This window comes from Dokdonella sp. (assembly GCF_039926425.1).
Classification (GTDB): Bacteria; Pseudomonadota; Gammaproteobacteria; order Xanthomonadales; family Rhodanobacteraceae; genus Dokdonella_A.
The window spans coordinates 1-9,215 of record NZ_JBDSWZ010000236.1; the positions used below are offsets into that span (position 1 = coordinate 1).

Annotated in this window: 6 protein-coding genes; 4 read left to right on the forward strand and 2 right to left on the reverse strand. The window is 61.9% G+C overall.

The window, feature by feature from the left end:
- Positions 1-161: 161 nt before the first annotated feature.
- Positions 162-1,724, reverse strand: coding sequence for a tryptophan halogenase family protein (locus ABIV12_RS13545; RefSeq protein ID WP_348060164.1), 1,563 nt, complete (start codon positions 1,722-1,724; stop codon positions 162-164).
- A 203-nt stretch (positions 1,725-1,927) separates the two neighbouring features.
- On the opposite strand from ABIV12_RS13545, the gene ABIV12_RS13550 reads away from it, so the two are divergent.
- The 3 genes from ABIV12_RS13550 (at position 1,928) to ABIV12_RS13560 (ending at position 7,462) form a co-directional block, all read left to right on the forward strand.
- A complete protein-coding gene (locus ABIV12_RS13550; protein ID WP_348060166.1) occupies positions 1,928-4,339 on the forward strand; it encodes a TonB-dependent receptor in 2,412 nt (803 codons plus the stop codon).
- Between the two features lie 264 nt (positions 4,340-4,603).
- Entirely contained in the window at positions 4,604-5,968 is a 1,365-nt protein-coding gene (locus tag ABIV12_RS13555; protein WP_348060168.1) for a GH1 family beta-glucosidase, read from the forward strand.
- A gap of 102 nt (positions 5,969-6,070) precedes the next feature.
- Positions 6,071-7,462 carry a sugar porter family MFS transporter gene (locus ABIV12_RS13560; protein WP_348060170.1) on the forward strand — a complete coding sequence of 464 codons (1,392 nt, stop codon included), beginning with the start codon at positions 6,071-6,073 and terminating at the stop codon, positions 7,460-7,462.
- Between the two features lie 395 nt (positions 7,463-7,857).
- Here ABIV12_RS13560 and ABIV12_RS13565 read toward each other — a convergent pair whose 3' ends face one another.
- Positions 7,858-8,127: a hypothetical protein gene (locus ABIV12_RS13565; protein WP_348060172.1), complete on the reverse strand. Its 270-nt coding sequence runs from the start codon at positions 8,125-8,127 to the stop codon at positions 7,858-7,860.
- 131 nt (positions 8,128-8,258) lie between these two features.
- Here ABIV12_RS13565 and ABIV12_RS13570 point away from each other — a divergent pair, with 131 nt between their 5' ends.
- Complete coding sequence (locus tag ABIV12_RS13570; protein WP_348060174.1) at positions 8,259-8,684, forward strand: hypothetical protein; 426 nt, start codon at positions 8,259-8,261, stop codon at positions 8,682-8,684.
- Positions 8,685-9,215 lie beyond the last annotated feature (531 nt).

Sequence of the window (9,215 nt, forward strand, 5' to 3'; positions counted from 1 at the left end):
TTTCCGCGACGTCTTCGATTCTCGCTCGCATCGATCGCTACTCCAGCATGGACAGGCAGCGTCGCGACGACCTACTCGTCGTCCCGCACAAGGGTGATGATAGCGCTGTCATGTCGCTGGATTGGAATCAATCTCCGATCGGCATCGTCGCGTTGGTCGTTTCAGGGCTTCGCATCCCGGACGAAGCCGCTGGCGCAGACCTGATCCACCAGCGCCCGGTGGTCTGGAAGATCTGCGGTTGCGTGCTGTGCCACCGTGCGGATCATGTCGAGCTCCCGTCGAGCAGCGTCGCCACGCGCATAGGCAGCGCGCCACGGTTCAAGGTTGGTCGGGTATTCCATCCCGTAGAGGATGAACTGCCAGCTCGCCGGCATGAACATCTCGACGTCGGTGACGAAGTCGAGTCGATGGGGCGGCCGCGATCGCCACATTGCGAGCCGGTCGCGCAGCGACTCCGGAACGCTGGCTGGATCGACATTGTCGACCCAGAACTGCGAATCGCGACGTTGGCTCAGGCAGTAGTGCATCTTGATGAAGTCGATGACGCGCTCGTAGCGGGACGTCATCGATTCGTTGAAATGCCTCGCCACCCGTGTCATGTCGCCATCGGCGGGAAGCAGATGTGCAATGAGATAGGCCGCGATTTCAATCAGCCCGATACCGCTGGATTCGAGTGGCTCGACGAAACCTGCCGAGAGCCCGACCGACACGCAGTTGCCGCGCCATTGAACGGGGCGGAATCCGGTCTCGAATTTCAACAGGCGCGCACTCAGCCCTTCGGCGGGCGGCCCGATGTAGTCGCGAAGGATGGTTTCTGCGGCGGTGTCGTCCGTATGACGCGTCGAGTACACGTATCCGACGCCGCGCCTGGCCTGCAATCCGATGTCCCAGGTCCATCCGGCCTCGTGCGCCGTGCTGATCGTACAAGACGGAATGGGTGTGTCAGCGCGTTGATACGGAACCTGGATCGCGACGGCCCGGTCCACGAACAACGTGCCCTTCGCGCTGCGAAACGGTGAGCCCAGCGTCTTGCCGATCAACTCCGCGCGGAAACCTGTGCAATCGATGTAAAGATCCGCGGTCAGTGCGCCTGCTTCGCGCGTGATCACGCGTGCAATCGCACCGCTTTCATCGCGCTCGGCGCCGTCGACGGTCGCGATGCGATGATGGACGCCGAGGCTGCGACCGTGCGCGGCGAGCAGTGCCGCAAAACGGACCGCGTCGAAGTGATACGCATAGTTGAGGCGGCCCTGGTAGTCGGCGTCGGTGGCGCGCTTTGGCGCCCTGGACGCGTCGACCACGCTTTTCTGCAGCGTGACGGCCTGCGCGAAGGAAAGTCCTGGCGCGCAGTCCCCCAAAAGCCAGTAGGGAAGTAGTTCCGGGGTATCGGTCCGCTGGCTCGGAAGGCTGAAAGGGTGGAAGTAGTGGTCTGCACCGCGTGACCCAGCGGGCCTGACCCAGTCGACGAACCGGATTCCCTGCTTGAACGTCGCGTTCGCCTCGCGCAGGAATCGCGCTTCATCGATTCCGATGGTCGACAGTGTGCCGCGGATCGACGGAAACGTTCCTTCTCCGACGCCGAGAATCCCGATGTCCGGCGATTCCACCAGCTCGATCTGGATAGCGCGCGGATCTGCGCTATTGAACGAACGCGCCAGATAGTTCGCAGTGAGCCAACCGGCCGTACCGCCGCCGACGATGAGTATTCGTTTGATGTCAGCCATTCGCGGTTCCTCGGCGAGTCACGCTATCAGGTTGTGGATCGATCCGGCGATGCCGGTGAGGATAGTCAAGTCCATGGGAATTGGCAGCGCTGTCATTTTGCAATTGACAGCGCTGCCATATTGAAGTATTTCTCGCCTCGCACCCGTTACAGCCCTTCCAAGAACAGGGCGGACGGACGATTCGCACCGGAGGAGGGAGATCAATGAACTACCGCACACACGCGCTGTACAGCGCGATCATCGCCGTGCTCGCAAGCAGCGTCGTCCACGCCGCAGACGCGCCGGCGGCCGACGACGCCCGCAGCGACGATGTACAGGCACTGGACACCATCCAGGTCACTGCGACCAAGCGCGAGACGCCCCTGCAAAAAACGCCCATCGCGATCAGCGCGATCAGCGCGGACGCGCTCGCGAAGGAGCGCATCATGAATGTTGCGGACATCACGCGTCTGGTGCCCGGCTTTGAAGCCACCACCGAAGGCGACCACGGCGTCATCACGTTGACGTTGCGCGGCATCGGCAACGACAGCGCGAAGACGGAGTACGCTGATCCGGAAGTGGCCTTGTTCGTCGACGGCGTCTACACCCCACGCGCGGAAGCCGCCGCGGGATTGTTGCTGGATCTCGACTCGGTCGAGGTGTTGCGCGGTCCGCAGGGCACGCTGTGGGGACGTAACTCGACGGTCGGCGCGGTCAATTTCCAGACGGCGAAACCAGAACTCGGAAAGATGTCTGGCTACGGCCAGATGGAAGTCGGCGACTACAGCCACGTCGGCCTTCGTGCCGCGGTCAACGTTCCGGTGAGCGATACCTTCGCCTTCCGCGTCGCCGTTGCGCAGGAGCAGCATGACGGCTACGTCGACTACCAGAAACCGGAGGGCCAGCTGCCATCAGTCGCAGATCAGCAGGCCGCTTATATCGCCGGCGGTGGAACGGCCGAGACCTTCCGGCCCATCGACCCGAACCTCTTCACGACCGGTGGTCAGAAGTACAGCGCCCAGGATCAGACTGCAGCGCGCATCAGCACGCTGTGGACGCCGACGGAGACGGTGTCGTGGAATCTGTCGCTGGAGTATTTCCGCGATCGCGGCACGCTCAACGCGAACCTGATGCAGAACCCGCGCGCCGGTCAGGAGTTCTGGTCGAGCCTCGTCGATACCGCACCGGCGCTCGATCGCAACTCGTACGCACTGCGCAGCCGGGTCGACTGGGATCTCAGCGACGCACTGACGCTCAGCTACATCGCAGGATTCTCCAAGTTCAGCGGTTCGAGCGACTACGACCAGGATGGTGGCGTGCTCGTTCCGACGAGCATCGCGACGGGCGCGACGCATCAGCAGGACCGTACCAACGAGTCGCACTACAAGAGCAGCAGTCACGAGCTCGACCTGAAATCAGCTGGTGACAACACGGTCGACTGGATTCTTGGCCTGTACTACGCCGCGGAAGACAACTCGATCCGTTTCGACATCCCGATTTTCAACGGCACATCGCAGGGCACGGTCGGCTGGCAAGGATCGTTCATCCAGCCGAAGGAAACGGTGAACTCGTACGCTGGCTTCGCCCAGGCGACCTGGCATCTCAATGATCGCCTTCGCCTCACGGGCGGCGCGCGCTATACGCACGACGAAAAGGAAAACCGCGGCGGCCGAGGCTGGGGTTGGGCCTACAACGCGGACCTTCCGCAAGTGCCGATCTCGCCCGGAACCATTCCCGGTGCCGATACGGGATTCGGCCTCGGCGCCAGCGGAATCAATGACGGCAAGTACAGCGCCAGCAAGCCGACCTGGCTGCTGAGACTCGATGGTGACGTTACCGAAAACGTCTTCGTTTACGGCAGCGTATCGACCGGCTACAAATCGGGCGGACTGCAGGACGGAGGTGCGCCGTACAAAGGCGAGACGCTGACCAACTACGAAATCGGCGCCAAGCTGGTGTTCCTCGATCACCGTGTGACCTGGAACACGGCGTTGTATTACGAGGATTTCAAGAACTTCCAGCTCGCGGCACCGATCACCTTCACGGATGGCAGCCGTGGTCTCGGATTCTCGAACGTGCAAGGCAGCACGAAGGTCGGCGGGATCGAATCCGAACTCGCCGCGCAACTCAGCGATTCCGACAAGCTCAATCTGGTCGTTTCGCTGATTCCGGAGAAGAAGCTCGGCAAGCTCCGGTATGCGGGAAGTAACGACTACGGCGGCTTGCCGGCGTGCGCACCCGAATCGGGCATCGGCAGCTGTCTCGACGTGAGTGGAAATACACTTGCGCACGCCCCCGACACGTCGTTCACGCTGATCTACGAACACGTGTTCCATCTCGACAGCGGTGCGACTCTGACGCCCCGTTTCAGCGGTCACTACGCATCGTCGAGCTGGCTGAGCCCGTTCAATCTCGGCGAAGGCGACAAGCAGAAGGCCTACGGGCGCGGCGACCTGATGATGCGCTACACCGCGGCCGACCAGAAATGGTATTCGGGCGTGTACGTCAGCAACATCAGCGACGTGAAGGTGCGGACGAATGCCGGCCGAACCGCACTCTCCGACGGCAGCTTCATCTACACGTCCCAGTATCTGGCGCCACGGACGTTCGGAGTCAATCTGGGTTTCAACTTCTAGGCGTTGCGGCGGATTGGACCGAACGAAATCGGGCGCTGTCTCGCGCAGTGTCCGATTTTCCAGCCGATCCGCCGTTCCAGCGACGGATCGCTGGAGACCGCGCAATGCAATCGAACGATCGCTCGACCGGATTCCAGGAGTCAATCATCCATGCAACGTCGTGAAATGCTTCGTCTCATCGCCGCTCTTTCGGGAGGCGCCATGCTGGCGCCCCAGGCATGGAGCAAAGGCGGCACGACCTCCGCTCACTCTGACGCAACAGCGATGAGTGCTGGTGATTTCCGCTTTCCCAAAGATTTCCTTTGGGGCTCCGCGACCGCGGCCTACCAGGTCGAGGGTGCATGGAACGTGGATGGCAGGGGCGAATCGATCTGGGATCGTTTCGCACACACTCCCGGCAAGATCAAGGACGGTTCGAACGGAGATGTCGCCTGCGACAGCTACCACCGATATCGCGAAGACATCGCGTTGATGAAGCGTCTCGGGATGAAGACGTATCGCTTTTCGATTTCGTGGCCGCGTGTCCAGCCGACAGGGAAGGGTGCGGCCAACGCGAAAGGACTGGATTACTACCGGCGCGTCACCGACGCCCTGCTGGAGGCGGGCATCCGTCCGTTTCCCACGCTCTATCACTGGGATCTTCCGCAGCCGCTCGAGGATGCAGGCGGATGGCCGAATCGCGATACCGCTCAACGATTGGCAGACTATGCGTCGATCGTTGCCGATGCGCTCGGTGATCGCATCGGCCAATGGAGCATCTTCAACGAGCCGAAGACCTTCACGCACGTTGGTTATTGGCAAGGGACACATGCGCCTGGGCGGTCTGATCCGCTCGCGATGCTGCGTGCAACGCACACGGTGAACCTTGCGCAAGGCATGGCGTTCCGCGTTCTGAAAGCGGCAAAAGCGAAGCCACAGGTGGGCGCTGTCGTCGACGTCGCTCCGATGAATCCGGCGACGTCTTCGGTCGCCGACATGGCCGCGGCGCAGCGCTGGCACCGGTTTCTCAACCATTGGTTTCTCGACCCAGCGCTCAAGGGCCGCTATCCCGATGACGTGCTTCCGCCGTCGCGGATGGACGAACTGCTCGGCATCCAGGCGGGCGACGCGAACACGATGCGCGCTGCCCTGGATTTCGTGGGTCTCAATTACTACTCGCCGTGGATCGTGCGCGATGCGCCCGAGGGGAATGGAATTCCAGGGTTGAACACCAAGGCGGAATGGGCCGCGGGCGCCGATGAGAAAACCGACAATGGCTGGGATATCTACCCGCGCGGTTTTTACGAGATCCTCAAGGACATGTCGGCACACATCGGGCCCCTGCCGATCGAGATTACCGAAAACGGTGCCGCGTACAACATGGTTCCAGACAAAGAGGGGCACGTGCACGATCGAAAGCGCATTGCCTGGCTGCAGGCGCACTTGCGCGAACTCTCGCGAGCGATCTCGGACGGTGTGCCGGTGCGCGCCTACCATTGCTGGAGCCTGCTGGACAATTTCGAATGGGGCGAGGGATTTTCGCAGCGCTTCGGACTGGTGTACGTCGATTTTCCCAATCGCCAGAAGCGGACGATCAAGGATTCGGGCGAGTGGTACGCAACAGTGATCGCGGCGAATCGCGTGGTTTGACCGTGCGCGCGCACGCACGCTCTCGCTGGACGGAATCGCGCGTCGTCGCCAGTTGGCCCGTTCCTCCATCAACCTGCCGACCTGACCAGAGGAAGACCACGCATGAGCAGCATCGTTGCGTCGAGCGTCGCCGCTCAACCGAAAGCCGCAGCCGCCATCACGTGCGTGCTTGCGGCGCTCGCCGGCCTCATGTTCGGACTCGATATCGGTGTGATTTCGGGCGCGACGCAGTTCATCCAGGCCGAATTCCAGATCTCCGATCACGTCATCGAATGGATCGTCAGCTCGATGATGTTCGGCGCCGCAATCGGTGCGGCGATCGCCGGCTGGCTTTCCGCTTCGCTCGGGCGCAAACGGTCGTTGATTCTTGGTGCCGTGCTGTTCGTCGCCGGCTCCCTGTTGTGTGGTGGCGCATGGTCGCCTGACTCGTTGATTGTCGCCCGGTTCGTGCTCGGTCTTGCGATCGGCATCGCGGCGTTCACCGCACCGTTGTATATCGCCGAGGTCGCGTCCGAGGCAACGCGCGGAGCGATGATCTCGTTGTACCAGCTGATGATCACCATCGGCATCTTCGTTGCGTTTCTTTCGGATACAGTGCTCAGCTATTCGGGGAACTGGCGCTGGATGCTCGGCATCATCGCGGCACCGGGTGCGCTGTTCCTGCTCAGTCTTTTCCTCCTTCCAGACAGTCCGCGCTGGCTGATGATGCGCGGTCGAAAGGCCGAAGCTATCGGCGTGCTGCAGCGGCTGCGAGGCGACTCCGCAATCGCCGAGCGCGAGGCGGCTGCCATCGAGGAGCAACTGCAGGTGCGGCAGCACGGTTGGCAACTCTTTCTCGCGAACGCCAACTTCCGACGCTCGGTCGGACTCGGTGTGCTCCTGCAGCTCGTACAGCAATTTACCGGCATGAATGTGGTGATGTACTACGCGCCGCGCATCTTTCACGACATGGGTTACGACACAGCATCACAGATGTGGTTCACCGCGGCAGTTGGGCTGACCAATGTGCTTGCCACCTTCATTGCGATCGGGCTTGTCGACCGCTGGGGCCGCAAGCCGATTCTTTACACGGGTTTCGCGGTGATGGCGATTGGCCTCGGCGTGGTTGGAACGATGATGTACGTTGGCATTGACGGAAGCGCTCGACAGCTCCTGAGTGTCGGCATGCTGCTTGTCTTCATTGTCGGTTTCGCGATGTCAGCCGGCCCGCTGATCTGGGTCCTGTGTTCGGAAGTGCAGCCGCTGCGTGGCCGCGACTTCGGCATCGGCTGTTCGACCTTCACGAACTGGATCGCCAACATGATCGTCGGCGCAACGTTCCTTTCACTGCTCAACGGCATCGGCCACGCCGCGACATTCTGGCTGTATGCCGCACTCAACCTCGTCTTCATCGCGTTCACATTCGCACTGGTTCCCGAAACCAGGGGCGTGACGCTGGAGCAGATCGAGCGCAAGTTGATGCGCGGTGTTCGCCTGAGAGATATCGGGCGTTAGCGTTCCCCGGCATCGCGGTCACGGATGCAACCGGGCGGGTGACGGCTTTGGCAAGCCGCGCGTCATGTCCCTCGGAGACTGGTGCCCGCGCACAGCGACTTGGAGTGGGAGGGCCAGATGGCAAACCAGACCTCACTGCCACCATCGTCTCGGACCCACTTGGGATCGACTCTGACGACATCGACAGCCGAGCGCTGCTGAGTCTGCCGCCGGAGTCGCGGGATGCGCGCCTCACTTGCACAGCCCACGATGCGAGTTGCCTTGGCGGTGGCAACGGACCGCGAGCTCACCCGCGTGCCGGTGACGAACGCTGTCAGCGTGCCGTCGAACGACCCACCGCGAGGTCGAAGAGATCTGCGCGCGTCGCTCTCAGGGTTGGACGCTGCTGATTCGATTCATCGGGTCGAACCCTGCGCAGGCGTCGGCGGAGAAAGCTCGCCAAGATGCTCCTGCTGGGCGATGGCATCCGCGGCTTCGTCGCTGTCCTTCGACCCGCCCTCTTTGCTCCCGCCCCGCTTGGCCGGATCATCCGTCCCGACGCTCGAGTCCGCGTCGCTGTCTGTCGATTCATCTTCCGCACCACCTTCGAGAAGATTGCGCTTGCGCTCGTCCTGCTGCTTGGGCGTGAGATTTGGAATCGGATCTGGCTTCGGTGCATCAGTCATGGCGGCGACCTCGCGTGGGATGGACATCGTCAGCGGCTGGCCATGAACGCGCGCTGCTGGTCGACGGATGCCGTTCTCCTCCCGTGAGATTGCACCGCCGTACCTTCGCGCTCCCAACCGGAGATGACGACATGGCCACCAGGCGGTTCAAATCGATCACGATGAAGTTCGGAGTTCCGTTATCCGTCCCGGGCTCGCGCTATGTGGAGCACTGCTATGGCTCGCACGGCGCGGGATATGCGCACACGCCGCCGACGGGCGCGGAGATCGACCTCGTCCTCGTCAATGCGCAGCGGCAGCTCTGGACAGCGTCGGGCACGCATCCTCAGCCGCACGTCTATCGGACTGACGCGGTGGGCTGCAAGGACGGCTGGCGAATTCTCGGCTGGCGCATGGCCGACATGTCGATGCCGCTCGGCGAATACGATGAAGTGGATCCGGAATTGGCGCAGTTCGAGTATCTGCCGCTGCCAAATCCCGACAGCATCATTGGCGAGAGTCGGTCAGCGCTTCTCGAACGACACTCGCATGTGCACGCAGAATTCCGTGGCTCGTGATCGCTCATCACCCTTCGGCGAATATCTCGATGGATCCGCGGTTAACAAGCAGAGCGCGATCGCAAATTTGTCGAGGCATCCTTGCGCGGACGACCGCAGACGGATGTCTCGCTGCTGAACCGTGAACCCGTTCTGCAAGTGCTTCGACCGACCCGCAGGAGCAGCGCCAACCACCTGCTGAAGGTGGGAGCGATCGAATGCACCGCCACCCACGTACTCCCTTCGGTGGCACGTGATCCTTCGTCAGTTTTCCGACTTCGCCACAGATAGTGCACGGCCTGGTGACCGTTCCGGGAGTGCCGAATTCGCGTTCTTTCGCCTCGGAAAATTGGCCCGTCGTCGCAGACTCGGCTTCTGGAAACACATCGCAGTTGCCAAAAACAGCCGTCCAAATGCAATCGGGATCGAGGTCGGCAAGAGCCCTATGTAAACTGCCAAATGCCTGAGGAGTCAGGCACATAAGCGATTGTCTGGCGGAGAGAGTGGGATTCGAACCCACGGTAGGCTTGCACCTACGGCAGTTTTCAAGAC

Excerpts from the sequence above, each read along its gene's own strand:
- ABIV12_RS13545 (WP_348060164.1), bottom strand. The coding sequence starts at position 1,724 with ATGGCTGACATCAAACGAATACTCATCGTCGGCGGCGGTACGGCCGGT.
- ABIV12_RS13550 (WP_348060166.1), top strand. The coding sequence starts at position 1,928 with ATGAACTACCGCACACACGCGCTGTACAGCGCGATCATCGCCGTGCTC.
- ABIV12_RS13555 (WP_348060168.1), top strand. The coding sequence starts at position 4,604 with ATGAGTGCTGGTGATTTCCGCTTTCCCAAAGATTTCCTTTGGGGCTCC.
- ABIV12_RS13560 (WP_348060170.1), top strand. The coding sequence starts at position 6,071 with ATGAGCAGCATCGTTGCGTCGAGCGTCGCCGCTCAACCGAAAGCCGCA.
- ABIV12_RS13565 (WP_348060172.1), bottom strand. The coding sequence starts at position 8,127 with ATGACTGATGCACCGAAGCCAGATCCGATTCCAAATCTCACGCCCAAG.
- ABIV12_RS13570 (WP_348060174.1), top strand. The coding sequence starts at position 8,259 with ATGGCCACCAGGCGGTTCAAATCGATCACGATGAAGTTCGGAGTTCCG.